The 22,572-nt window shown below is 67.7% G+C and carries 21 protein-coding genes; 8 read left to right on the forward strand and 13 right to left on the reverse strand.

Annotated elements, in window-relative coordinates; translation table 11 throughout:
• Positions 1-131: 131 nt before the first annotated feature.
• The 5 genes from AC3WLE_RS00875 (at position 132) to AC3WLE_RS00895 (ending at position 6,429) form a co-directional block, all read left to right on the forward strand.
• Positions 132-2,462, forward strand: a complete 2,331-nt coding sequence (locus AC3WLE_RS00875) for an FdhF/YdeP family oxidoreductase (RefSeq protein WP_492316994.1) — start codon at positions 132-134, stop codon at positions 2,460-2,462.
• 133 nt (positions 2,463-2,595) lie between these two features.
• On the forward strand, positions 2,596-3,441 hold the full coding sequence (fdhD, locus tag AC3WLE_RS00880) for a formate dehydrogenase accessory sulfurtransferase FdhD (RefSeq protein WP_492351281.1): 846 nt from the start codon (positions 2,596-2,598) through the stop codon (positions 3,439-3,441).
• Positions 3,435-4,646: a molybdopterin molybdotransferase MoeA gene (locus AC3WLE_RS00885; RefSeq protein ID WP_492355753.1), complete on the forward strand. Its 1,212-nt coding sequence runs from the start codon at positions 3,435-3,437 to the stop codon at positions 4,644-4,646. Before fdhD ends, AC3WLE_RS00885 begins: the two co-directional genes overlap by 7 nt.
• Positions 4,647-4,715: 69 nt before the next feature.
• On the forward strand, positions 4,716-6,176 hold the full coding sequence (locus tag AC3WLE_RS00890) for an aminotransferase-like domain-containing protein (protein WP_492316997.1): 1,461 nt from the start codon (positions 4,716-4,718) through the stop codon (positions 6,174-6,176).
• Positions 6,163-6,429, forward strand: a complete 267-nt coding sequence (locus tag AC3WLE_RS00895) for a transcriptional regulator (RefSeq protein ID WP_492316998.1) — start codon at positions 6,163-6,165, stop codon at positions 6,427-6,429. The genes AC3WLE_RS00890 and AC3WLE_RS00895 overlap by 14 nt, the downstream gene beginning before the upstream one ends.
• A gap of 24 nt (positions 6,430-6,453) precedes the next feature.
• On the opposite strand, the gene moaA is transcribed toward AC3WLE_RS00895, so the two are convergent.
• The 9 genes from moaA to AC3WLE_RS00940 all read right to left on the reverse strand — a co-directional run bounded on the left by moaA (position 6,454) and on the right by AC3WLE_RS00940 (position 15,304).
• Positions 6,454-7,554 (reverse strand): GTP 3',8-cyclase MoaA, encoded by a 1,101-nt coding sequence (moaA, locus tag AC3WLE_RS00900; RefSeq protein WP_492351283.1) that lies wholly within the window; start codon positions 7,552-7,554, stop codon positions 6,454-6,456.
• Positions 7,555-7,701: 147 nt separating this feature from the next.
• Positions 7,702-8,526 carry an HlyD family secretion protein gene (locus AC3WLE_RS00905; RefSeq protein ID WP_058696775.1) on the reverse strand — a complete coding sequence of 275 codons (825 nt, stop codon included), beginning with the start codon at positions 8,524-8,526 and terminating at the stop codon, positions 7,702-7,704.
• The gene (locus tag AC3WLE_RS00910) at positions 8,523-8,735 is read right to left on the reverse strand and encodes a DUF1656 domain-containing protein (protein WP_018313632.1); all 213 of its coding nucleotides are present in this window, start codon (positions 8,733-8,735) and stop codon (positions 8,523-8,525) included. The genes AC3WLE_RS00905 and AC3WLE_RS00910 overlap by 4 nt, the downstream gene beginning before the upstream one ends.
• On the reverse strand, positions 8,722-10,830 hold the full coding sequence (locus AC3WLE_RS00915) for an FUSC family protein (RefSeq protein WP_492355754.1): 2,109 nt from the start codon (positions 10,828-10,830) through the stop codon (positions 8,722-8,724). Before AC3WLE_RS00915 ends, AC3WLE_RS00910 begins: the two co-directional genes overlap by 14 nt.
• Positions 10,820-10,957: a DUF2474 family protein gene (locus tag AC3WLE_RS00920; RefSeq protein WP_492317000.1), complete on the reverse strand. Its 138-nt coding sequence runs from the start codon at positions 10,955-10,957 to the stop codon at positions 10,820-10,822. Before AC3WLE_RS00920 ends, AC3WLE_RS00915 begins: the two co-directional genes overlap by 11 nt.
• Positions 10,957-11,964: a cytochrome d ubiquinol oxidase subunit II gene (gene cydB, locus AC3WLE_RS00925; protein WP_492355755.1), complete on the reverse strand. Its 1,008-nt coding sequence runs from the start codon at positions 11,962-11,964 to the stop codon at positions 10,957-10,959. Before cydB ends, AC3WLE_RS00920 begins: the two co-directional genes overlap by 1 nt.
• A 13-nt stretch (positions 11,965-11,977) precedes the next feature.
• Entirely contained in the window at positions 11,978-13,417 is a 1,440-nt protein-coding gene (locus tag AC3WLE_RS00930; protein WP_492351285.1) for a cytochrome ubiquinol oxidase subunit I, read from the reverse strand.
• A gap of 290 nt (positions 13,418-13,707) precedes the next feature.
• Positions 13,708-13,830 carry an MFS transporter small subunit gene (locus AC3WLE_RS00935; protein WP_010809255.1) on the reverse strand — a complete coding sequence of 41 codons (123 nt, stop codon included), beginning with the start codon at positions 13,828-13,830 and terminating at the stop codon, positions 13,708-13,710.
• A 43-nt stretch (positions 13,831-13,873) separates the two neighbouring features.
• Positions 13,874-15,304, reverse strand: coding sequence for an L-lactate MFS transporter (locus AC3WLE_RS00940; protein ID WP_492355756.1), 1,431 nt, complete (start codon positions 15,302-15,304; stop codon positions 13,874-13,876).
• A gap of 287 nt (positions 15,305-15,591) precedes the next feature.
• Between AC3WLE_RS00940 and AC3WLE_RS00945 the strand changes: the two genes are divergently transcribed.
• Both AC3WLE_RS00945 and AC3WLE_RS00950 read left to right on the forward strand, forming a co-directional pair.
• Positions 15,592-16,995 (forward strand): sigma-54-dependent transcriptional regulator, encoded by a 1,404-nt coding sequence (locus AC3WLE_RS00945; RefSeq protein WP_492355757.1) that lies wholly within the window; start codon positions 15,592-15,594, stop codon positions 16,993-16,995.
• The gene (locus tag AC3WLE_RS00950; protein WP_492355758.1) at positions 16,992-19,034 is read left to right on the forward strand and encodes a sensor histidine kinase; all 2,043 of its coding nucleotides are present in this window, start codon (positions 16,992-16,994) and stop codon (positions 19,032-19,034) included. Before AC3WLE_RS00945 ends, AC3WLE_RS00950 begins: the two co-directional genes overlap by 4 nt.
• Positions 19,035-19,066: 32 nt before the next feature.
• Here the strand turns inward: AC3WLE_RS00950 and AC3WLE_RS00955 are convergent, their stop codons facing one another.
• On the reverse strand, positions 19,067-19,861 hold the full coding sequence (locus AC3WLE_RS00955) for an alpha/beta fold hydrolase (protein ID WP_492351288.1): 795 nt from the start codon (positions 19,859-19,861) through the stop codon (positions 19,067-19,069).
• Between the two features lie 70 nt (positions 19,862-19,931).
• Positions 19,932-20,336 (reverse strand): VOC family protein, encoded by a 405-nt coding sequence (locus AC3WLE_RS00960; protein ID WP_492355759.1) that lies wholly within the window; start codon positions 20,334-20,336, stop codon positions 19,932-19,934.
• A gap of 88 nt (positions 20,337-20,424) precedes the next feature.
• Here AC3WLE_RS00960 and AC3WLE_RS00965 point away from each other — a divergent pair, with 88 nt between their 5' ends.
• Positions 20,425-21,003: an NnrU family protein gene (locus tag AC3WLE_RS00965; RefSeq protein WP_492317008.1), complete on the forward strand. Its 579-nt coding sequence runs from the start codon at positions 20,425-20,427 to the stop codon at positions 21,001-21,003.
• 41 nt (positions 21,004-21,044) lie between these two features.
• On the opposite strand, the gene fdhE is transcribed toward AC3WLE_RS00965, so the two are convergent.
• Together fdhE and AC3WLE_RS00975 are read right to left on the reverse strand one after the other, a co-directional pair.
• Positions 21,045-21,908 (reverse strand): formate dehydrogenase accessory protein FdhE, encoded by an 864-nt coding sequence (gene fdhE, locus AC3WLE_RS00970; RefSeq protein WP_492317009.1) that lies wholly within the window; start codon positions 21,906-21,908, stop codon positions 21,045-21,047.
• Positions 21,905-22,570, reverse strand: a complete 666-nt coding sequence (locus AC3WLE_RS00975; protein ID WP_492355760.1) for a formate dehydrogenase subunit gamma — start codon at positions 22,568-22,570, stop codon at positions 21,905-21,907. The genes fdhE and AC3WLE_RS00975 overlap by 4 nt, the downstream gene beginning before the upstream one ends.
• Positions 22,571-22,572 lie beyond the last annotated feature (2 nt).

A 22,572-nucleotide genomic window follows, 5' to 3' on the forward strand; every position in this document is an offset into this window, starting at 1 on the left:
GCGCCCCTTTGTATGTACCCGGGGGCACCCTGGAAATCTAATCTGGTGACACCGCAACGATCCGGTCCCCGCCCGTCACAGCACTGGCAGGCCGCCGGACAGCGCCCCCGTCGTTACAGGACACCACGCCAATGAGCTCCCCGACGCCTGAAAAAGGCCACATCGCCCCCTACACCCACCCCGCCGCCGGCTGGGGTGCGCTGAAGTACGTTGCCATCAACCTGATCAAGGAGAAGGTTGCCGGTGGCAAGTACAAGATGCTGTTCAAGCAGAACCAGGCCGATGGCTTCGACTGCCCCGGCTGTGCCTGGCCGGACCGGCAGCACGCCTCCACCTTCGAGTTCTGCGAGAACGGCGTCAAGGCCGTGGCCGCCGAGTCCACCAGCATGCGCGTGACCCCCGAGTTCTTTGCGCAGCACACGGTGACGTCGCTGATGGCGCAGACGGACTATGAGCTGGAGCAGCACGGGCGGCTGACGCACCCCATGGTCTATGACGCGCAGACCGACAAGTACCGTGCGATCGCCTGGGACGAGGCCTTTGCGCTGATCGGGCGCCACCTGCGTGCGCTGCCGGATCCGAACCAGGCGGCATTCTATACGTCGGGGCGCGCCAGCAACGAGGCTGCATTCCTCTACCAGCTGTTCGTGCGTGCCTATGGCACCAACAACTTCCCCGACTGCTCGAACATGTGCCACGAGGCCACCAGCCGGGGCCTGCCGCCGACCATCGGCGTGGGCAAGTCCACCGTGGTGCTGGATGACTTCGAGCATGCCGACACCATCCTGCTGTTCGGCCACAACGCGGCCACCAACCATCCGCGCATGCTGGGCGAGCTGCGCGAGTGCGCGCGGCGCGGCGCCACCATTGTCTCGATCAACCCGCTGCGCGAACGCGGGGTGGAGCGCTTTACCAGCCCGCAGCACCCGGTAGAGATGCTGACCGGCTCCAGCACCAAGATCGCCTCGATGTTCGTGCAGCCCAAGCTGGGCGGCGACTTTGCCTTGATCAAGGGCATGGCCAAGCGCCTGGACGAACTCGACCAAGAGGCCATCCGGCACGGCCGCGAGCGCCTGATCGACGTGGATTTCGTGCGCGAGCACACCATCGGCTTCGGCGACTTCATCGAAGACCTGCGCGCGGAGAGCTGGGCCGACATCGTCGCCGAGTCGGGCGTGCCGCAGGAAGATATCGATGCGCTGACCCAGGTCTACGCCAGGGGCAAGCGCGTGATCGCCTGCTGGGGCATGGGCCTGACGCAGCATAAGCACTCAGTGCCGACGGTGCAGATCCTGTCCAACCTGATGATGATGCGCGGGAACATCGGCCGCCCCGGCGCCGGGCTGCTGCCGGTGCGCGGGCATTCGAACGTGCAGGGCGACCGCACGGTGGGTATCGAAGAGAAGCCCGAGCCGGAATTCCTGGACCGCCTGCAGGCCGCCTTCGGCTTCGAGCCGCCGCGCAAGCATGGCTATGACGTGGTCCATACCATCTCGGCGATGCTCGAGGGCAAGGTCAAGGTCTTTGTCGGCCTGGGCGGCAATTTCTCCACTGCCACGCCGGATACGCCGCGCACCTTCGAGGCCCTGCGCCAGTGCGACCTGACCGTGAATATCGCCACCAAGCTCAACCGCAGCCACCTGGTGCACGGCAAGGAGTCGTTGATCCTGCCGACGCTGGGCCGCACCGAGATCGACCAGCAGGACGGCGTGGCGCAGGGCGTGACGGTCGAGGACTCGGTCTGCATGGTCCATATCTCGTTTGGCATGAACGCGCCGGCGTCGCCGCACCTGTTGTCGGAGATTGCCATCGTCGCGCGCATGGCAGCCGCCACGCTGGGCTCGGAGAAGATCGACTGGCTCTGGTATGCGCAGGACTACGCCCGCATCCGCGACGCCATCGAGCAGGTGATCGACGGCTTCGAGAGCTACAACGCGCGCGTTGCGGTGCCGGGCGGGTTCCACCTGACGCCGGCGGCATGCAACCGGGTCTGGCATACGCCGTCGGGCAAGGCGCAGTTCCTGGTCAACCGCATCGACAAGGACACTCCCATCAGCCGGGCCCGCCAGAAGTATGGCGACAAGCTGATGGTGATGATGACGACGCGCTCGCATGACCAGTACAACACCACGATCTACGGCCTGGACGACCGCTACCGCGGCGTGTTCGGCCTGCGCCGGGTGGTCTTCATCAGCCCCGCTGACCTGGCGCGGCTTGGCCTGAAGGCGGGCCAGCACGTCGACATCACCAGTGTCTGGGACGACGGCGTGCAGCGCCAGGTCGAGGACTTCGTGCTGGTCGAATACGACATCCCGCAAGGCTGCCTGGGGGCCTACTACCCCGAGACCAATCCGCTGGTGCCGCTGGAAAGCACGGGCGATGGCTGCGGCACGCCCACGTCGAAGTCGGTGCCGGTGTTGCTGACGCCGTCCCGTCGCCAGCCCGCGGCTGTGGCAGGCTGATCCTGCGTTCGTGCACCACCGCCGCGAACGCTAGCCATTACCCCTCGCGAACACTCCCCTCTCCCGCGCAGCGGGAGAGGGGAGAAAACCGACAGCATGCAAGCGCTGCATCAATTTTCTTCAAGAGACCCCCATGGAATGCACCGAACTGGTCGAACACTCAGGCTATGAAGCGCGCCGCATCGTGCGGCACAAGGACTGCGTGGTGCAGCCGGCCACGGACAACGTGGCGGAAGAACTCCCGGTGGCGCTGGTGTACAACGGCATCTCGCACGCCGTGATGATGGCCACGCCGCTGGACCTGGAGGCGTTCGCGGTCGGCTTCTCGCTGACCGAGGGCATCGTCGGGCGCAATGCCGAGATCCACGACCTGGAAGTGCACGTGCACCAGCACGGCGCCGAGGTGCAGATGGAGATCAGCGAGCACGCCTTTGCCACCATGCGGGCCCGCCGGCGTGCGCTTGCGGGCCGCACCGGCTGCGGCGTCTGCGGCATCGAGAGCATCGAACTGCTCGACCTGGAGCCCGCGCGCATGCCCGAGCCGGCCACCCGGCTGACGCCGTCGCGCGAGATGATCGAGCGCGCGGTCGCGGCGCTGCCGTCGCACCAGCGGCTGATGCAGGCCACCGGCGGTGTCCACGCGGCGGCCTGGTGTGATGCGGGCGGCGAGATCCTGCACGTGTTCGAGGATGTGGGCCGCCACAACGGCCTGGACAAGCTGATCGGCCACCTGGCGATGCAGCGCGTGGCGATGGACGACGGCTTCGTGCTGCTGTCCAGCCGCGCCAGCTATGAACTGGTGCGCAAGGTGGCGCGCATGAATATCCAGATGCTGGCGACGATCTCGGCGCCGACCTCGCTGGCGATACGCATCGCCGAGCAGGCCGGCCTGCGCCTGCTCAGCTTCTGCCGCAAGGATGGTTATGTCGACTACACCGGCGCCGCGTTGGACGCCGCCCGCGGAGGCGCAGCATGCTGAACTTTGACGAGGCGCAGGCGGTCTTCGCGATGTGCGCGGAGCCCGTGCCGCAGACCGAAACCGTGTGGCTGGGCCTGCTGACCGGCCGCGTGCTGGCCGGCGACGTGGCCGCGGTCATGGATACGCCCGCGGCGGACCGCAGCGCCATGGACGGCTATGCGGTGCGCTGCGCAGACTGCCGCGCTGACGCCTGCCTGCCGCTGCAGCAGGTCGTCTACGCCGGCACGCAGCCGCAGCCGCTGTTGCCCGGCCAGGCCATCCGCATCTACACCGGCGGCGTGATTCCGCCCGGCGCCGATGCCGTGGTCGCGCTGGAGAATGCCGAGGAGACCTATCGCGGCGTCGTCTGCGCGCGCGCACCCGTGGCGGGCCAGCATATCCGGCGCAAGGGCGAGGACGCCCGCCGGGGCGACCTGCTGCTGTCGGCGGGAACCCTGCTGCATGCGGGGCATATTGCCGCGCTGGCGTCGCAGGGACTGACGGAGGCCACGGTCTGCCGGCTGGTGGAAGTGGCCATCCTGACTTCGGGCGACGAGGTGGCGGCGCACGACGAGCCGCGTGACGTGTACCAGGTGCATGACGTCAATGGCCCGATGCTCGAGTCGCTGGTGCAGTCGATGGGCGCCGTGGTCAGTTGCCACCGCCACGTGCAGGACGACGAGCGCGCCTTGCACGACATGCTGCGGGAACTTGCCGCCGACGCCGACCTGGTGCTGGTCACCGGCGGTGCCTCGGTCGGCCAGCGCGACCTGGTGGCGGCGGCGCTGGCTTCGGCGGGCGGCGAACTGCTTTGCCGTGGCGTCAACATGAAGCCCGGCAAGCCGGTCACGGTTGGGCGCCTGCGCGGCAAGCCCGTGGTGTGCCTGCCCGGCAATCCGGCAGCAGCCTATGCCACCTTCGCGCTGCTGGTGACGCCGCTGCTGCGCCGCCTGCAGGGGCGCGCGGAGCTGTTCCCGCCGATAGGCCGGGTCAGGGCGGCGCTGGCGGGCACCCGCCCGCACCGCGGCGATGCCTTCTGGCGCGTGGGCGAACTCGGCAACCTCGGCGGCCGCGAGAGCTTCGTGCAGGTCAATGCACAGCAGGGTGCCGCCTCGGTGTCGGCGCTCGGCCAGGCCAGCGGCTTTGTGCGGGTCGAACCCCAATGCGCCGGACAACTCCAAAATCTGCCCCTGCCGTACTATGATCTTCATCGTTGGCTCAGCTGACAGCAGCCCGGCGCAAGGACCGGACCAGGCACCGGCCGGGCGCAAGGGACATGGGAAGGGGAGCGCAGCGTGAAACTATATGAAAAACTGGCTGCGGACATCGAGGCATTGGTGCAACAGGGCGTGCTGCTGCCCGGCGAGCGGATTCCCTCGGTGCGGCAAACCAGCCAGCACCACCGCATGAGCATCACCACCGTGATCCGCGCCTACGTCTTGCTGGAGAGCCGCGGCATCATCGAAAGCCGGCCGCAGTCCGGCTATTTCGTGCGCGCGCGGCCGGGGGAGCCGGTGGTCGAGTTGCGCCCGTCCAGGCCCAGTGCCAAGCCCTCGGCGGTGGATGTCAGCGCGCTGGTGCTTTCCACGCTGCGGTCGATCCGTTCCGATGATGCCGTGCCGCTCGGTTCGCCCTATCCGGACCCTTCGCTGTTTCCGTGGCAGCGCATCAACCAGTACGCCAACAATATCGCGCGCCGCTATGCCAAGTGGACCATGCTCGACGACCTGCCGCCCGGCAGCCCCGAGCTGATCCGGCAGATCTCGCGCCGCTACCTGGAGAACGGCTACGCCATCGATCCGAACGAGGTGATCGTTACCATCGGCGCGACCGAGGCCATCAACCTCTGCCTGCAGGCGGTGGCCAGGCCGGGCGATACCATCGCAGTGGAGTCGCCAACCTTCTACGCCATGCTCCATGCCATCGAGCGGCTGGGCATGCGCGCCATCGAGGTGGCGACCGATCCGGTGGAAGGCATCGACCTCGGCGAGCTGGCGCGGCTGATCGATGAAAAGGGCGTGGCCGCCTGCATGGTGATGCCCAATTTCCAGAACCCGCTCGGCTTCCAGATGCCCGATGAGAAGAAGCGCGCGCTGGTGGCCATGCTGACCGAGAAGGACATCCCCGTCATCGAGAACGACGTCTACGGCGAGCTCTATTACGGCGAGGCCCATCCCAGTTCATTGAAGGCGTTTGACAAGGCCGGCATCGTGCTGCATTGCTCCTCATTCTCCAAGACGCTGACCAATGCCTACCGGATCGGCTGGGCGCTGCCGGGCCGCTACCGCGAGGCGGTGGAACGGCTCAAGTTCCTCAACACGCTGACCACGCCCGCCATTCCGCAACTGGCGATTGCCGAGTTCCTGAAGAACGACGGCTACGACTTCCACCTGCGGCGGGTGCGCAAGGCCTATGCGCAGCAGGCCAACATCATGGCCGCCGCGGTGCGCAGGTTCTTCCCGAACGGCACCACCCCGTCGCGCCCTGCGGGGGGCTATGTGCTGTGGGTGCAGCTGCCGGAGGGCATCGATGCGATGGAGATGTACCACGCCGCGCTGGAGCACCGCATCACCATTGCGCCCGGGCATATGTTTGCGCCCGGGGCCACTTACCGCCATTGCATCCGGCTGAACTACAGCGGGGAATGGTCGCCCGGCATCGAGTCCGCCGTGCAGACGCTGGGCAAGATCGCGCAGCACCTGCTGGCGCGCAGCCGCGAGCCGGGCGAGGAGGAGCACCAGCATGGAAGACGCTGACATCGATCCCGCCATGGTCGCGGCGCTCCAGGTCTTGTGGCAGGCTGGGCGCGAGAGTGGCGGCAGCCCCTGGTCGCTGGCCAAGATCGCGAAGCGGGCACAACTGCCGATGAGCGTGCTGCGGCGCGTGTTGACGCAGCTGCAAGCCGCCGGACTGGCGGACGTGGCGATCGACCAGGAAGGCCGCGGTCACGCGAGCCTGACGCCAGCCGGCGCGGAGCTTGCCGCGCAGGCTTTCCCGAATCCTGACTGAGTGACCGAAAGCCGCGCCCGCGGCTCAGCCCCCTACCAGCGACATGCGCACCGTCGGGTACTGGCGCTTGCCGCTGGCCAGCCGGTCCGCGCGCAGCTCTGAGTAGCGGTCGCCGCGGGCCTGCCAGGCTTGCCGGACCGCGTCAGCAACGGCTTCATCGGGGCGTGCGGCACCCAGGTGCTGGCGCAGGTCGACAGAACTGGTGGCGAACAGGCACAGGTAAAGCCGGCCGTCGACCGAAACGCGTGCGCGGGTGCAATCGCCGCAGAACGGGTGCGAAACGCTGGAGATAAAGCCCAGCTTCAGGCTGCCGTCGGCCAGCAGGTAGTTGCTGGCGGTTTCGCCGTCGCGCCGGGTGACCGGCAGCAGCGCATGCGCGCGTTCGACCATGCCGCGGATCTCGTCGGACGGGACGACGCGTGACTGTGACCAGCCGCTCGGGCCTTCCACATCCATATATTCGATAAAGCGCAGCGTGACGTCGCTGCCACGGAAGTGCTCCACCATCGGCAGCACCTGCGCGTCGTTGGTGCCGCGCTCGACCACGCAGTTGACCTTGACTGGTGCCAGGCCCGCCGCGATGGCCGCGTCGATGCCCTCCAGCACGCGCCCGACCGGGAAATCGACATCGTTCATGGCGCGGAAGATCTGGTCATCCAGGCTGTCCAGGCTGACCGTGACCCGGCCCAGGCCCGCGTCGCGCAGCGAACGCGCCTTGCGGGCCAGCAGGCTGCCGTTGGTGGTCATGGCCACTTCCACCTGCCGGCCATCCAGGGTACGCATGGCCGCAATGCGTTCGACCAGCGACTCGATGCCCTTGCGCAGCAGCGGCTCGCCGCCGGTCAGGCGCACCTTCTCGACGCCCAGGCCGACAAAGGCGCGCACGATGCGCAGCAGCTCCGCATCGGACAGGCGCTGCTCGGGCGACAGGAACGGATAGTCGCGCCCGAAGCGCTCCTTGGGCATGCAGTAGGTGCAGCGGAAGTTGCACTGGTCGATCACCGAGAGCCGCAGGTCGCGCAGCGGACGGCCCAGCTGGTCCCGGCAGGCGGGTGATGCATGGTCCGGCGCGGGCGCCTCAGGACTGCGGGTGGCGGGCATTTCTTGCACAAGCGCTGCTTGCATGGCGAATCTCCCGGGGGCAATGGGGTGGGGCATGGCGCATGCCATGCCGTCCATGGTAGGGACCGATGGCCGCCCGGCAGGCGTACAAATCGGCAGGAGCGGAAGCAGAACAGTTGCGGCGGGGCCGGTATGGCTGCGTCGGGCGCCTCATTCTCGCGGCGCCCGGATGCGCACCGTCGCGGTCTGGCCGGCGATCAGATGGACGCCGGCCGGCACCTGGTCCAGTGCGATTCGCACCGGTATGCGCTGCGCCAGGCGCACCCAGTTGAAGGTCGGGTTGACGCTGGGAAGCATGTTGGGTCCGATGGCGCGGTCCTGGTCCTCGATGCCGGGCGCAATGCTCTGCACATGTCCGCGCAAGGGAGTGCGCTGGCCCATGATATGTACTTCGGCGGCGCTGCCGACGCGGATCGCGGGCAGCTTGGTTTCCTCGAAATAGCCTTCCACGTACTGCGAGCCGCTGGCCACCACCGACAGGGCCGGCCTGCCGCGGGTGGCAAAGTCGCCGACGCGCGGCAGGCGGTCGCTGGCATGGCCGTCGACCGGGCTGGTCACGCGGCAGCGGGCCAGGTTGAGCCTGGCCACGTCCACCGCGGCATCGGCTTCGTCGATGCGCGCCTGCGCGGCAGCCACGGCGGCCGCGTTCGCCGCCTGGCGCCGGCCCAGTGCCAGCGCGGCGCGCGCCGAAGCGGCTTCGGCCTGGGCCTGTTTCAGGGCCAGGCTGAAGCGCTCCTGGTCTACCACGAACAGGACCTGGCCGCGTTGCACCCGGGCGTTGTCGCCGACGAGCACGGCCGTGACCAGGCCGGAGACATCCGGCGCGACCTGGATCACTTCTGCGCGCACATGGCCGTCGCGGGTCCAGGGCGCCTCGGTGTAGTACTGCCACAAATGCCAGGCGGTCAGCGCCGCGGCGACCACGGCCGCCAGGGTCACCGCAACCGGGCCGAGCAGCGAAAGCTTGCGAATCATGATGGAGCCTGCCAGACGAGCGCGACGATCGCGCCCAGTACGAGGATATAGAGCGAGAAATTGAACAAGGACCGGTGCCAGACGATGCGGTAGAAGCCGATCCGGGCGAGCACGGCGCGCACGCCGGCGGTTACCGCGAACGCGGCCAGCATCCACACCACGGTGGCCGGCACGAAGACGCCGTACAGGTCGAACTCAGTGGCGTGCATGGGGCTCTCCTTCGGTAGGCGGATACAGGGCCAGCCGCAGGGTGGCCAGTGCCGCCAGCGCGGTGCGGGGGCTGCCGTGCGCCGACGAGGCCAGCGCCACGAAGGCCGCGTCGATCAGCGCCGCCAGTGCCGGAGCGGGCGGGCGGGCATGGCCGGCGCGCGCGCACTGGCGGTAGTGGCGTGCCACGCCGGCCAGCACGCGCTCCACGGCACGGCGGTGCGGCGCAGGCACGCCAGCGGGGGCGCGCCGCAGCGCGAGCGCGGCGGATTCGACCAGGAAGTCGGCAACGGCGCTGCCGGCCTGCCTGCCGCTGGCATTGTTGCGGCGGGTCAATGGCGGCCACTGGCGCAGCAGCCGGTCCAGCATGCGGCCACGCAGCCGTGCGCTGTTGACCGGCGCGCGCGGGTGCGCCGCCAGCGCGATCTCGTTCCAGTTGGCCCTGGCCAGCCGGTAGGCCACCAGCTGCTGGCCGAAGGGCTGCATCAGGACCGCCCACAAGGCGGAGAACACCAGCGCCGCCAGGCTTGCCAGGCTGCTGTTGAAGATGCCGGCGAAACTGGCCGCGGTCAGGTGCTGCGGGCCCGGGAACGACGCCGCCGTGACCGCCAGCAACACGCCGAACAGCGCATTGCGCGGCTGCGTCGTCATGGCGCCGATGACCAGGTACGGCCCGGACAGCAGGGCGGCCAGCGAGCCGAAGTCATGGGCCAGCTGCAGCACCACGAACTGGTAATACCAGGACAGCAGCGCACAGCCGATGCTCCACGCGATCACGCGGCCGGCCATCAGCCGCGGCTCCGCGGTGGTGGCGATAAAGCAGCTGGCAAGCGCGGCCAGGCCGACCGGGACCGCACCGTCGACCCAGCCCGACACCATCCACAGCAGGCCCGCGACGAAGGTGGCCGAGCCGGCGGTGGCGCCGCGGAACAACAGCTGTGCGTGGTCATGGTGCCGGGCCTGCCCGGCGGGTTCCACGCGGTACCGCAGCGCGGTGGGCTCGCTCCCGCCCTGGCGCAGGCTGGCCTGCAGCAAGCGGCAGTCCTGCCAGAGATCGCCCAGTCCATCCAGGTAGGTGCAGGTCGCCGCGACCAGCCGTGCATGCCAGTCCGCGGGTGCGGCGGGCGTGGTGCCTGCCGGGTACCAGGAAGGCGGGGGCCGGGACGCGCCGGCGTCGCCGGCGATCCAGGCCAGCGTGGCGCGCATGCGCTGCGCGACGGTGTCAGGCATGCCCGCCGGATGCCGGCGCAAGGCGCTGGCGGCATCGGCCAGCGCCAGCACCAGCGGCAGCAGCGCCGTCATGCGCTGGTGCAGGGCACGTGCGCGCCGCAGGGTCAGGGCGCCGTCGGCTTCATAGGTCAGCTGCGCCAGCTGGGTTTCCATTGCCAGGATATCGGCGGCCAGCTGGCTGAAGCTGTCATGGCGCTGGCCCGCGCTGGCGCCGGCGGCCAGCACGTCGGTGATCCAGCGCGAGGCGTGGTCCAGCCACGCCGACGCGCGCGCGGCCAGCGCCGGCGTGGTGCGCGAGGGAAACACCACCGCGCTGACCACGCTGGCGCAGACGATGCCGATGACGATTTCCTCGATGCGGGTGAGGGCCACGTCGAAGACCGTGGCCGGGTTGGTGACCGTCGGCAGCGCCACGATCGGCAGCGTATAGGCGGCCAGCAGGCAGATGTAGTTGCGCGGCGCCGGCTCCAGCAAGGACAGGTAGAGCAGGGTGCCGGTCCAGCACGCGATCGCGGCCATCAGCAGCACCGGCTCGTCGACCAGCCAGGGCACCAGCGCCACCGCGCACACCGCGCCCAGCAGCGTGCCGAAGACGCGGTAGGTGCCCTTGGCATAGGTGGCGCCGGCCAGCGGGCTGGACACCAGGTAGACGGTGGCCATGGCCCAGTAGGGCCGCGGCAGCCCGAGCGCCAGCGCCACGTAGAGCGCCAGCATCGCCGCGCCGAACACCTTCAGCGAATGCAGCCAGGGTGCAAGGTCGGGGCGTCCCGCCCAGGCTGCCGCGAGCGTGTCGAACACGCCGGCGGTGCGCGCGGGCAGCGCGGGACGGGAGAGCGGGCCAGAGGACGGCATGGCTTCAGTTGGCAAGCCCGGCTGCGCGCATCAGCAGCTTCATCAGGCTGGCGCAGACAAAGACCGTGCCGACCCCCGCCAGCCACAGGGCCAGCAGCCAGCCCAGGCGGGCCGCCAGCCGCGATTGCAGGATCCTGGCCATCAGTGATACCCCTCCCCGCGCTTGACCTTGCCGCGGAACACGTAATAGGACCAGGAGGTGTAGGCCAGGATGATCGGCACGATGAACAGGGTGCCGACCAGCGCGAAGCCCTGGCTTTGCGGGGGCGACGACGCATCGAAGATCGAGATCGACGGCGGGATGATATTGGGCCAGATGCTGATGGCAAGCCCGGTATAGCCCATGAAGATCATCAGCAGCGCATACAGGAACGGCGACACGTTCGGGTGCTTGCGCAGGGACCGGTAGATGCCGAAGGCCGAGAACAGCACCAGCAGCGGGACCGGCAGGAAGAAGAACAGGTTGGGCAGCGCGAACCAGCGTTGCGCGATCTCCGGATGGGTCAGCGGCGTCCACACGCTCACCGCCGCGACCATTGCCAGCATCACGCCGGTCAGCACGTTGGTCACGCGCAGCATGGTCCATTGCAGGCGGCCCTCGGTCTTCATGATGAGCCAGGTGACCCCGAGGAAGGCATAGGTGATCACCACGCCCACGCCGCAGAAGATCGGGAACGGCGCCAGCCAGTCGAGCGCGCCGCCGGTGAAGGTGGTGCCTTCCATGGCGATGCCGTCGATATAGGCGCCCAGTGTCACGCCCTGGAAGAAGGCGGCGAGCACCGATCCCCACGTGAACGCGGCATCCCAGTATGGGCGGCTGCGGTCGCTGGCCTTGAAGCGGAATTCAAAGGCCACGCCGCGGAAGATCAGCCCCATCAGCATGAACATCAGCGGCAGGTAGAAGGCGCTGAGCAGCACCGAGTAGGCCAGCGGGAAGGCGCCCAGCAGCGCCGCGCCGCCCAACACCAGCCAGGTTTCGTTGCCGTCCCAGACCGGGGCCACCGTGTTCATCATGACGTCGCGGTCATGACGGTCGCCGACGAAGGGAAAGAGAATGCCGATGCCAAGATCGAATCCGTCCATGATGACGTACATCATCACGCCGAAGAAGATCAGGGCGGCCCAGATAACCGGAAGGTTGATACCCATGTTGATCACCTGTTCAGGATTCGCGCTGGCCGTGCGGGGCCATCGGGTTGGGTGTGGAAGCCGCGGCGATGGCGGCGGGGACGACGCTGCCGGGGCCGTAGGACGGCTCTTCGTGCGGGTGCGCGTCGGGGGCGGGGCCGGCGCTGGCCAGCTTGAGCATGTAGCGGATGCCCACGCCGAAGCAGACGAAGTAGATCACCACGAACAGCGCCAGCGACAGCGCCACCGGGCCGGCCGCATGCGCGGAAACGGCATCATGGGTACGCAGCAGGCCATAGACCACCCACGGCTGGCGGCCGATCTCGGTGGTCATCCAGCCGGCCAGCAGCGCGATCAGGCCGGCGGGGCCCATCAGCACCGCGAGGCGCAGGAAAGCCTTGGACCGGTACAGGGCGCCGTTGCGGCGCAGCACCCAGCCCAGCAGGCCGAACAGGATCATCGCCACGCCCAGGCCAACCATGATGCGGAAGGTGAAGAACAGCACCGTGGCATTGGGGCGGTCTTCCTTGGGGAAGTCCTTCAGGCCGCGGATCTGGCCGTCAAGGCTGTGCGTGAGGATCAGGCTGCCGAGGCGCGGAATCTCGATGGCGTAGCGGGTTTCCTCGCGTTCCATGTCGGGGATGCCGAAGACGATCAGCGGGAAGCCGCCCTTGTCATCCTTGGCCGCGGTGTCCCAGTGCCCCTCCATCGCCGCGATCTTGGCGGGCTGGTGCTCCAGCGTGTTGAGGCCGTGGGCGTCGCCCACCACCGCCTGGATCGGCGCAGCGATCAGCACCATCCACAGCGCCATCGACAGCATCTTGCGGGCGGCGGGCACGGCGCGGCCATGCAGCAGCTGCCAGGCCGAGGATGCCGCCACGAACAGTGCCGTCGACAGCAGCGCGGCGATCACCATGTGCGCCAGGCGGTAGGGGAACGACGGGTTGAAGATCACCTCGAGCCAGTCGGTCGGCACCACCTTGCCGGCAACGATGACGTAGCCGGCCGGCGTATGCATCCAGCTGTTGGATGCCAGGATCCAGGTGGAGGAAATCATGGTGCCGAGCGCCACCATCACCGTCGAGAAGTAATGCAGCCCCGGCCCGACCCGGTTCCAGCCGAACAGCATCACGCCCAGGAAGCCCGCTTCCAGGAAGAAGGCGGTCAGCACCTCGTAGGTCAGCAGCGGTCCGGTGACGCTCCCCGCAAACTGCGAGAAGCCAGACCAGTTGGTGCCGAACTCATAGGCCATGACCAGGCCGGAAACGACCCCCATGCCGAAGTTCAACGCGAAGATCTTGATCCAGAACTGGTACAGGGTCCTGTACACCGTGTCCTTGGTGTAGAGCCAGCGTGCTTCCAGGAACGCCAGGAAACATGCCAGCCCGATCGTGATGGCGGGAAATAATATGTGGAAGGAAACCGTGAATCCGAACTGGATTCGAGCGAGTTCCAGGGCTGTGAGTCCGTACATCGATGTGCTCTCCGTGGGGTGGCCGCCGGCACGACGGCGTGTCGCGCGAGACTACGGACAAGCGTAAGGACTACAGCCTGCCCGCTAGGGATACAGTTCTTGCGGAACCGTTCAAGCTCAGTTCTTCAGGCCGGAAGCAGCGCTTGCCAGGCACTTCGCGCCACCGGTACAGATGACGCGATTGCGCGGGATCACAGTCATGCGACAGGATCCCGCGGCACCAGTCAGGAGGCACTCGGGTGTGCGCTGCGAAGATGGATCAGGACGCAGCGGATGGCCGGCGCGAGCGCTCAGCTGAACAGCTTCATGGCCTTGCCGAGGGTCGACCAGATCCCCGCGCCCAGCGGGATCAGCACGTATGCCCAGAACGCGAGCAGCAGCAGCGTCTTGCCGAAAGTACGGTCGTCTTGCACGGTGGTGTCTCCTGTGTATTGGTATCGGAAGCCGGGGTGGCGCTCAGGCTGCGCTGGTGGCTTCGCGCAGGTGGTGGCGCTCATGCACCGGCCGGATCAGCAGGTTGCAGACGAACCCCGCCACCAGCAGGCCGGCCATGATGTGCAGGGTGTCGACATAGACCTCTGACCTGGGCACACCCATGGCCAGCTTGTGCTCGCGGATGTAGTTGACCAGCGCCGGGCCGGCAATGCCGGCAGCGGCCCAGGCGGTCAGCAGGCGGCCATGGATGCCGCCGACGTAGGCCGTGCCGAACATGTCGGCCAGGTAGGCGGGAATGGTGCTGAAGCCGCCGCCATACATGGTCAGGATCAGGAAGTAGCAGGCCACGAACAGGGCCACGTTGCCGGACGAGCCGACGGCCGGCACCGCCATGTACAGCGCGGCGCCGAAGGCGAAGAAGATGGCATAGGTGATCTTGCGGCCGAAGTAGTCGCTGGCGGAGCTCCACAGGAAGCGCCCCGTCATGTTGCCGATGCTGAGCAGGCCGACGAAGCCGGCGGCGGCTGCCGCAGTGATGCTGCCCTTGAAGGTTTCCTGGATCATCACCGCAGCCTGGCCCAGCACGCCGATGCCGGCGGTGATGTTCAGGAACAGGATCACCCACAGCAGGTAGAATTGCGGCGTCTTCAGCGCCTGGTCGATATGCACGTTGGCGTGCGTGACCATCTTGCGGGCCTTGGTGGTGGGAACGTAGCCCGGGGGCGCCCAGCCCGGGGCCGGGATGCGGATGGCCAGCGCGCCGATCGACATCGAGATGAAGTAGACCACGCCCATCACCAGGAAGGTCTGAGCCACGCCCGCGCTGGTCGCGCTCTTGAAGGTGTTCATCAGCGCGACCGACAGCGGCGCGCCGATCATCGCGCCGCCGCCGAAGCCCATGATCGCCATGCCGGTGGCCATGCCGCGGCGGTCGGGGAACCAGCGGATCAGCGTGGACACGGGCGACACGTAGCCCAGCCCCAGCCCGATTCCGCCCAGCACGCCGTAGCCCAGGTAGAGCAGCCAGATCTGATGCAGCCAGATGCCCAGCGCCGACACCAGGAAGCCGCCGCCGAAGCAGCACGCCGCAGTGAACATGGTGCGCCGCGGCCCGACCTTCTCCAGCCACTTGCCGGCAAAGGCGGCAGAGATGCCGAGGAAGAAGATCGCCAGCGAGAACACCCAGCCCAGCGTGGTCAGTTGCCAGTCGCCCGGCGCGGACTGCGTGACGCCGAGGATCCGGGTCAGCGGTTCGTTGAAGACCGAGAAGGCATAGGCCTGGCCGATGCACAGGTGCACCGCCAGCGCCGCGGGCGGCACCATCCAGCGGTTGAAGCCGGGGCGGGCGATGATGGCCTCCTTGGAGAAGGCCGACGGGCGTGATGCTGGCCGGGACGGCGACGCGTGCTGGGACTTCTGCGTGGGCGTTTGCGCTTGCGCGGGGTATGACATGAAGGTGTCTCCTACCTGGAAGTGGCAGCCTCTTTTTGCGCGTGATGCGACGGGCTGGAGTGCGTGGTTCAGCAAAAGCCATGCCCAAGGCGCAATCCCTTTGTCGTCAATGGATTGCGTCGCGCGGCCCCGCGCGCCGGGGCGCAGCCTTGGACAAAATGTCCGGACGGAGGCCCCTTGCCCGGGCCAAAATGTCCATGTGCGGCGGCCGGCTCGGTTTAATTCCCAATACAGCCGGGTGGCCGACTGTCGCTAGACTCTTCCCTTGGCCCGCAACAACTAAAGTGATGAGCGAAAGACAAAGCAACCCGCCCGATGCCGACAACTGGCAGCGTCGCACGATCCTGGTGGTGGACGACGAGGCCGGCATGCGTTCGTTCCTGTCGCGCGCGCTCGAAGGCAAGGTGGGCAGCGTGGTGACGGCCGACAGCGCCGAAGCGGGTGCCGCGCTGCTGGAGCAACGGCATTTCGACCTGATCCTGCTCGATGTGGCGCTGCCCGGTGCCAGCGGGATGGAGTGGCTCAAGGCACTGCGCGCGGCCGGCAACCCCGCCGACGTGATCCTGATGACGGCCTTCGCCGACATGGACACGGCGATTGCCGCGCTGCGCTCGGGCGCGGCGGACTTCATCGTCAAGCCGTTCCGCGTCGACCAGATGCTCAATGCGATCCGGCGCTGCTTCGACCGGACCCGGCTCGCGCGCGAGAACTACCTGCTGCGCCGCGAGCTGGACAAGTACACCATCCACAAGCACTTCATCGGCGAGTCCGAGGCCATGAAGAAGGTCGTGGCGCTGGTGGCGCGGGTGGCACCGATGCCATCGACGGTACTGGTGACGGGCGAGTCCGGCACCGGCAAGGAAGTGGTGGCGCGCGAGCTTCACCGCCTGAGCGGACGGCAGGGCCAGTTCGTGCCGCTGAACTGCGGCGCGATGGCGCCCGAGATCATCGAAAGCGAATTGTTCGGCCATGCCAAGGGTGCCTTCACCGGCGCGGCCGGCGGGCGCCATGGCCTGTTCCTCTATGCCGACGGCGGCACGCTGTTCCTGGACGAGATCTCGGAGCTGCCGCTGCCGATGCAGGCCAAGCTGTTGCGGGTGATCGAGGATCGGCGCATCCGGCCGCTCGGCACCGAGCGCGAGATTGCCGTGGACGTGCGCATCGTCGCGGCCTGCAACCGCAACCTGGCCAACGAGGTCGCCGCCGGGCGCTTCCGCCAGGACCTGTTCTACCGGCTCGACGTCGTGTCCGTCGGCATCCCGCCGTTGCGCACGCGGCCGGAAGACATCGTGCCGCTGGCCGAGCATTTCTCGGAGCAGCTGTCGGCCCAGCTCGGGCTGCCGGCGGTGCCGCTTTCGCCCTCATTGATCCGGGTGCTCAAGGGCTACGACTGGCCAGGCAATGCGCGCGAACTGCGCAACCTGGTGGAGCGGGCGCTGATCCTTGGCGAATACCCGGTCGAGCTGCTGGCGCACCAGGCCGATCCGGCTCAAGCCAACCTTCCGGAAGAAGAGCGCGAGGATGCAGCCATGCCGGCCGACGACGGCACCCTGCTGGAGTCGGTGGAGCGGCGGCACATCCTGCAGGTGCTGGCGGCCGAGGGCGGCAACCGGGTGGAAGCGGCGCGCCGGCTTGGCATCTCGCGCCGCACGCTGGACCGCAAGTGCCTGCAGTGGGGCCTGCGTCCTTGAGCCCGGCTGCGCTGCTGCGCCGCTATCGCGCCTCGCTGCGGGCCAAGCTTGTATCCATCGTGGTCGCGCCCCTGCTGGTGGCGCTGCTGGCGCTGCTGCTGATCATGGGGTTGTGGGGCAATCGCGCGTTCCAGGCCTTGCTTGCCTATAAGGTCAACAGCGACCTGCTGGTCGCCCACGAGTACTTCGAGCATATGGTCGGCGGCGTGGGCGACCGTGTCCTGCAGGAGGCGAGGTCGTATGCGCTGGTGGACGGACTTCGCCGCGGCGGCGCCATGCCCGGGATCCTGGCTGACGCGCGGCGCACGCATGGGCTCGATTTCCTGCAGTTGCTCGATCCGCAAGGGCGGCTGCTTGCCGCTGCGCCTGCTGTCGCGGCAGGGGCGGATTACGCAGCCTGGCGCGTGGTGGCCAGCGCCGCCGCCGGCCGCACGGACGCCGCCACCGACGCATGGTCTGCCACGCAACTGGCCGCGGTTTCCGGCGAGCTTGCCCGACGCGCACAGGTGGCGCTACGCCCCACCGCCAACGCAGCGCCGACCGACAGGACCCAGGAAAGCCGCGGCATGGTGATGCACGCGGCCGCACCGGTATTTGACCAGGCGGGAACGCTGGTGGCGATCCTGCATGGCGGCACGCTGCTGAACCACAACCTCGGCTTCATCGACACGATCAACGCGCTGGTCTACCAGCCGGAATCGCTGCCTCGTGGCAGCGAGGGCACGGCGACCCTGTTCCTGGACGACACGCGCATTGCCACCAACGTGCGGCTGTTCCATGGCGAGCGCGCCCTGGGAACGCGGGTCTCCCGCGAGGTGCGCGACAAGGTGCTGCTGCGCGGCGAGAAATGGCTGGACCTGGCGTTCGTGGTCAGCGACTGGTACATGAGCGCCTATGAGCCGATCGTGGACAGCCGCGGCGAGCGGATCGGCATGCTCTATGTTGGCTATCTTGCCAGGCCCATCGGCCAGGTGAAGAACCTGGCTTTTGGGGTGCTGGTGGGCCTGTTCCTGCTGCTGGGCGTGGCGGGGTCGTTATTGGCCTTGTTCTGGGCCAGGCGCGTGTTCGCGCCGATGGCGCGGATGGTCGGCACCATGCAGGCGCTGAAGGCGGGCGACACCGATGCGCGCGTGGGCCCGGTGCGCAGCGATGACGAGCTGGGCCAGCTCGCCAGCCAGTTCGACCAGCTGCTGTCGGCCCTGCGGCAGCGCAATGACCAGCTCAGGGACTGGGCGGACTCGCTCGATCGCAAGGTGGCAGAGCGCACGCGCGAGCTGGAGGACGCAAACGCCGAGCTGCGTGCCACCCGACAGCAGCTGATCACGTCGGAGAAGCTCGCCGTCGCAGGGCACCTTACAGCGGGCGTGGCACATGAGATCAACAATCCGATCGCGGTCATCCAGGGCAACCTGGACGTGGCGCGCGAGATTCTTGGCCCGGCTGCCGAGCCAGTCCGGCACGAGTTGAGGCTGATCGACGAGCAGGTGCGGCGTATCCACCTGCTGACCAGCCGGCTGCTGCAGTTTGTCCGGCCAGAGGCCTACGCCGGCAATATCGAGCGCCTGGATGTGAGTGAAGTGGCGGCCGGCTGCGTCGACCTGGTCCAGCACATGCTGAAGGGCGCGTCGATCCGGGTCGAGCTGGATTGCCTGGCCACGCGCCAGGTGCGCATCAGCCGCAGCGAGTTGCAGCAGGTGGTGGTCAACCTGCTGACCAATGCCATCCACGCCATGCCCGAGGGCGGCACGCTCACGCTGGGCACGCGCGACTGGGACGGGCAGGGCGTGACGCTGCATGTGCGCGACACCGGCCACGGCATCCGGGAAGAAGACCTGCCCAACCTGTTCAATCCGTTCTTCACGACCAAGAAGCAGATGGGGACGGGCCTGGGGCTATCCATCAGCTATGCGCTGGTGGAGCGCTACGGCGGCCGCATTACCGTGGAGAGCGCGGTGGGACAGGGGGCGGAGTTCATTGTCTGGCTGCGCGAGGACGGGGCGGCCCCGGCGCAGGCAGAGGCGGGCGGCGGCGAGCCATGACATGGCATGTTGGCGCCGCGCCCTCGAACCGATCATCGTTCGTGCCTGGCAATGAAGGCTTCGACAGTGTCGTGCAGTAGTACCGGCTTCTCGAGGAAGATGAAATGACCACCGTCCAGGGTGGCAAACTCCGCTCCCGGAATCCGCGCTGCAATCTCCGCAGAGAAGTGCGGCGGGGCGCAGAAGTCGCGCTCGCCCACCAGTACCAGCGTCGGCGTCGTGATCGATGGAAGATCATCGAAGGCGTCGTGTCCTACGATCATGTCGATCCGGGCAAATCCGATCTCCGGGTCGAATGTGCCGGCCGATGCCGCATTCACCCACGCCTGTACCTGCTCCGGGTGCTCGCGACTGAATTTCGGGTCGAACAGGAATAGTGCGTTCGCCTCGGTGGACGCGCGCAGGCCGGAATCGGTCAGCATGCGTCGCCGCATGTCGAACTGGCGGCGGTAGAACGCGTCCGCGCGGGCAATCGAAGAGACAATGGTCGCGCTGCGCAATCGCTCGCGGTGTTTGATTGCCAGCAGCTGCGCGATGGCGCCTCCGGTCGATGACCCGACCACATGGACCGGCCCGCACCCGACTGCCTCGATGACCCGCGCCATGTCCCGCGCGTGTTGCGCAATCGTCATGTCGCGCGCGGTGCGCTCGGACTGGCCGGTGCCGCGGTGATCCGGCACGATCACCTGGTGATGCCCGGCGAACAGGTCGATCTGTGGTCCCCAGGATGCGCCGACTCCCGCAAGCCCCGCCAGGAGTAGCACGGGCGAACCCTGGCCCTTGACCTCGTAGTGGATCGAAACACCGTCGGACGTGACGTATGGCATCTTGCTTCTCCGGGTTCAGGGCGACGCGAACTGCGGTGTCCGAAGGAACAGTTCCATCAGGTCGATCGACTCACCTGATCGGTTGCCCGACGGCAAGGAGGTTGCCCTCGCTGTCTCTGAACCAGGCACCTTTCTCGCCTATGCCACCCTTGGACGGGTAGTTCCCCTGGACCTCGGCGATCCCATTGATGGTCTTGAGGCCGGGAAGATCGTATTCTTCGAACACGACTCCCTGCTGCCGCAGCTCGCTAACGGTTGCCTGGAGGTCATCGACCTCCCAGGCCATTTGTGTGTGAGTGCCAGAGGCCGAGCCAGCCGACTCGAAAAGTACGAAGTAGCTGTTGCCGCACTTGTAGCGCAGGCCGCCGGGCCGTTCCTCCACTGGTTCAAGACCGAGCTTGCTCGAATAGAAGGATCTCGCTCGTGCGAGGTCTTGCGCAGGAATCCTGGCCGCGACGTCACTGTTCTGAAGCATGGGAAACCCTCCTGGTCAAGGCTGGACCGCTGCAACGCAATGTGACTAGCTTAGGCGTGGGACGGGCGCTAGAGAAAGGGGTATCAGCATGACGGTACTGGTTCTGGGATTGCTCATTTTTCTGGGTTCGCACTCGGTACGCATGGTTGCCGACCCATGGCGCACCGCGCAGATTGCCAGGCTCGGCCCCCGTCGCTGGAAGGGCTTGTACACCCTGGTTTCGATTGCCGGCCTGGCGCTGGTTGTCTGGGGCTACGGGCTGGCCAGCGCGGATCCTGTGGTGGTCTGGACGCCGCCGGTGTGGGGGCGGTACGTTGCCGCATTGCTCGCGATCCCGGCCTTTGTGCTGATTGCGGCGGCCTATGTGCCTCGCAACCGCATCAAGGCTGCGCTTGGTCATCCGATGCTGGCAGGCGTGCAGGCCTGGGCCCTGGGGCACCTGCTTGCCAACGGCACACTCGCGGCAGTGGTGCTGTTTGGCGCATTCCTGGCGTGGGCGGTGGCGGACTTCGTGTCAGCGCGCCGGCGGGACCGGGAAGCAGGAACCAGCTGCCCGGCCGGGACACCTGCGCGCGATGCGATGGTGGCGGTCGCGGGGCTGGCAGGCTGGGTGCTGTTCGGATTCGTGCTTCACGAATGGATGACTGGCGTGCGGGCGTTCGGGTAGGCGAAGAATCTGGTCGCCAGCAGGACAGGTCGGGCAACGCCTCATCCCGGCAGAGCAAAGGGATTGAACCCGGTCCGTTGATAGCCCTCCGCCGTCACGGCATCGTCCAGGGCCAGGGTGGCAAGGTCATCGGCCACGGCCTCGGCCTGCGGGTCGCGTTCCAGTGAGATGACCTTCAGGTAGCCGTGGCACACGCCGCAGCTTTCGGCGCGTACTGTGGCTTCGGCGGTGTCGAAGCTGAGGTAGTCAAGCTCCGAGGCTTCGCCGCAGTTGGTGCATTTCGCCCGCACCATGTGCCACTGGCTCTCGCAGAGCGCGCAATGCAGATAGCGCATGCCCTGGCGGTCGCCGATCAGGATCAGGCTTGCCACGGGGGCAGTGCCGCAGACCGGGCAGGAGGCGTGCTCGGCCGGGCCGCTGTCGGGCACGGGCGCCGCCCGCGCGGCGCTGGCACATTGCAGCGAGAGCGCAGCCCAGAGGAAGGGCGCGATTGCCGCCGGCACCGCATCAAAGCGGCCCTCGGTCAGCGCCTGGGCGGCGCCAAGGCGCGCATCCGCGGGGAGGGCGCGCAGCGCCGCAAGATGCGGGGCGACCGGGGCGGGAACATCGTGCGCGAGCCGCTCGATCAACCGATCAAGCAGGGCGCCCCAATGCCCCTCCTGCGGGATGGCCCCGGCGTCTGCCGGGCCGGAACCACCGGTCTCGGGCACAAGCGACGCCTGCACCTCGGCCACGCGGGCGGCCAGGCGCAGGTAATCGGCAAGGTCGTGCCCTTCGGCCAGCGCGCGCAGGCGCCTGGCGCGGCGGCTGTAAAGACCGGCAAGTTCTGGCTGGATCAGCGGCGTGAAATGCCGGGAGGCCTCGTCCGATGGCAGTGTTCCCGGCGTGGTCTGATGCTGGTTCATGCCTCGTTCCCCTTCGCTTGCGCCGCTTTCGACTTCTTTGCCTGCAACTCGCCATACCAGCGGTCATGGTGTTGCCTGGCCCAGGCGCGCGAGACGTAGCCCGTCACCATGCCGGTGATCGAGCCGCGGACCCAGATCGCCAGATAGATGTGGCCCACGATCAGCAGGATCAGGCCGATCCCCGCGACGGAATGGGCCAGGATCGCCAGGCGGAGCACGGGAATCGGGAAATACTCGGCAAAATAGGCGCGCCACATGATCAGGCCGGAGACCAGCAGGGCCAGGATCGAAGCCATGATGAGCCAGAACAGCACCTTCTGGCCGGCGTTGTACTTGCCGATCTGCAGCGGTTCGCCGCCATGCTGGTTCAGCAGCACTTCCCTGGCGCGGCGGAACCAGATCGCGTCGGTGCGCGCGGGCATGTTGTGGCCGACGAAGCGCCAGAACATGTAGCAAAGCCCCGCGAACACCGCGATGCCCAGGAACGGGTGGAGCAGCCGCGCCATCTGCGGCGTGCCAAGGAAGCCGCTCAGCCAGCTCACCGTCGGGAAGAACCACGAGATTCCCGAAACCGCTGCAAGGAAGAAGCAGAGCACGATTGCCCAGTGACACAGCCGCTCGGCGAATTTCGTGCGCAGGATCCTGTCGTTGTTGGTCGCCATTT

The sequence above is a fragment of the Cupriavidus sp. FW306-1B-F12B genome (assembly GCF_058781795.1).